The 2,530-nt window shown below is 73.4% G+C and carries 3 protein-coding genes; 2 read left to right on the forward strand and 1 reads right to left on the reverse strand.

The annotated features are described in order from the left end of the window. Nucleotides 1–2: 2 nt before the first annotated feature. On the forward strand, nucleotides 3–824 hold the full coding sequence (locus tag ACWEV0_RS35830; protein WP_453153992.1) for a polysaccharide deacetylase family protein: 822 nt from the start codon (nucleotides 3–5) through the stop codon (nucleotides 822–824). Nucleotides 825–893: 69 nt separating this feature from the next. Here the strand turns inward: ACWEV0_RS35830 and ACWEV0_RS35835 are convergent, their stop codons facing one another. Next, complete coding sequence (locus ACWEV0_RS35835; protein WP_453153993.1) at nucleotides 894–1,556, reverse strand: class F sortase; 663 nt, start codon at nucleotides 1,554–1,556, stop codon at nucleotides 894–896. Nucleotides 1,557–1,943: 387 nt separating this feature from the next. On the opposite strand from ACWEV0_RS35835, the gene ACWEV0_RS35840 reads away from it, so the two are divergent. Beyond that, nucleotides 1,944–2,477, forward strand: coding sequence for a hypothetical protein (locus ACWEV0_RS35840; protein WP_451611496.1), 534 nt, complete (start codon nucleotides 1,944–1,946; stop codon nucleotides 2,475–2,477). Nucleotides 2,478–2,530 lie beyond the last annotated feature (53 nt).

Genomic DNA, 2,530 nt, shown 5'->3' on the forward strand with positions numbered 1-2,530 from the left:
GACTGGTCTACCGCCGTGTGCTCTCCCGAACCCCCCCCGCCCCGGGCGCCGGCCCGGCCGGGCCGGCCACCTCGCCGTCCGCGCGCACCACACCCGGCGCCCGCGGCCCGCAGGCCCAGGCCGAGGCCCGGGCCCGCGCGAAGGCTGCCCGACTGCGGCCCGCCGCGTATAGGCTCCAGCCCATGACCGGCTACGCCCCGCCCGCCTTCCGGCGGGCCCTGCCGCCAGTGCGGACCCGGCCCTTCCTCCATCTCACCGGCGTCGGGCGGTCGATGGTGCTCACCTTCGACGACGGCCCCGATCCGCGCTACACCCCGGACATCCTCGCCACCCTGCGCCGCTACGGCTGCCGGGCGATGTTCTTCGTCTGCGGCGAGATGGCGGTCGACAACCAGGACCTGCTCAAGGAGATGGCCGACGACGGCCACATCGTCGGCAACCACACCTGGACCCACCCCCTGGTGCCCAAGCTGCGGCCCTCCCGCATCCGCCAGGAACTGGGCTCCACGAGCGAGGTCATCGAACGGGCCCTGGGCGCCCCGCCGCTCTGGTACCGGGCGCCCTACGGGGCCTGGAACAAGCTGTCGTTCGAGATCGGCGCCGAACTCGGCATGGAACCGCTCGCCTGGACCGTCGACACCATGGACTGGACCGAACCACCCACCGACACCATCGTCCGCCGGGTCCTGGACGGCGCCGCTCCCGGCGTCGTCGTGCTCAACCACGACGCCGGCGGCAACCGCTCCCACAGCGTCGCCGCGCTCAAGCGCTATCTGCCCGAACTCCTCGACGCGGGCTACAGCATCACCGTCCCGCGCCGCTGAGCGGTAGGGGGCGGGCGTACGTGAAGGGCCCCGGCACCACCTGGGTGCCGGGGCCCTCGCACGGGTCCGCTACCGCGAGTCGACCAGCCGGGCGTAGACGACGACGTTGCCGTCGTAGCCGTGCGCCCGGGTGTAGCCGCCGCCGCAGGTGATCACGCGCAGTTCGGGCTCGCCGGTGTCCGCGTACACCTGGACGCCGGGGAAGTCGTTCTTCGCGTAGACCTCGACCCCGTAGATCTCGAAGACGGCCACCCGGCCGTCGTACCGCTCGACCTCGATGTGCTGGCCCCGCTGCAGCGAGCCGAGGCCGTAGAAGACCGCGGGTCCGGCCATGTTGTCGACATGGCCGACGACGACGGAGGTGCCGCGCTGGCCGGGCGCGATGCCGTTCTGGTACCAGCCGGCGAGGTTGGCGTCCTGGGGCGGCGGGGCGGCGATCCAGCCGTTGTCGTCCAGACCCACGTCGACGATGGGGGCCGCCACGTTGATCGCCGGGATCCGGATCCGGGAGGCCGGGGCGAACGGCAGCGCCTCCAGGCCGGAGGCGGTCGTGGGCGCCGGGGCGGCCGGCCGGGAGACCGGGCGCGCGGCGGCGGTGGGCTGCGGCGGGCCGGACTCGAAGCCGACCCCGTTGCGCATTATCGCCACTCCGGACAGCATGACGAGAGCCAGGGCGCCCCAGGGCTGGCGTCTCCTGGCGGCTTCGAAGAGGCTGAAGTCCTTGGGACTCATGGTTCTCGGGTCTCCCTCGACGGCGTCACGGGAACGGTAAGGGCGCGTGCGCCGCCCCGCGATCCGAGCGCGTGCGAACGGGTGGCGGGCGCGCGGGCGCGGGCCCGCAGGAAGGGCCGGGACCGGCGCGGTGGCGGCGCGGGACGGTGGCCGTGCGGGTGACGGGATGATCATCCATCCGAGTAATCGTCAGATCATCGCGCCGACCTCGTGTGACCTGCGGATCCATCAGATCCACCCCCCATTCGGCCGCTTCCGGCACTCACCGGGGTGGCCCAGCGCCGACATGCGCGCCTGCTTCCGGCTTGTGATGGTTCGTCATGGAAGGCGTACTCGTCGAATCTCCCGGAGCACCGCTTTGGGGCGCCTTCCAGTGGAGGTTCAACCATGCGTGCTGCACGCACTCTGGCGGTGACGGCGACCGCGTTCGCCGCGCTCGGGCTCGCGGCCCCCCTCGCCACCGCCACCAACGGGCCCAGCAGCGTGACCGTCGGCTCCTTCCAGGCCCCCAGGGGCGGCGACAACAACCACAACGCTGTCACCGTCTCCCCCTTCGCGGTCCATCAGGGCGGGCTCCTCACGATCACCACCAGGGACTGCGCCGGGGGTACGGTCTCGTCCCCGGCCTTCACGGCCGCCACCCTCTCCGGCCTCACCAACGGGTTCTCCACCGCCACCGTCCGGATCTTCAACAACGCCACGCCCGGCACGTACACCGTGACCGCCCAGTGCATCAACGGCCGGACGCTCACCGGGCAGTTCCGCGTGCTGGCCGGCCAGGGCGCCGCGGGCGGCCTTGGCGGCTCGCTCGCGCCGACCTCCACGGAGATGGCCGTCGGCGGCTCGCTCGTCGCGGCGGCGGCCCTGGGCGGCGGCGTGTTCATCGCCCGCCGGCGCCGCATGTCCGGCGCGGGGGCCTGACCGGCCGAACCTCCCGGTCGGCCCGCAACGCCCGTCGCCCCCGAGTCCCGGCC

This window comes from Streptomyces sp. NPDC003943 (genome assembly GCF_053605265.1).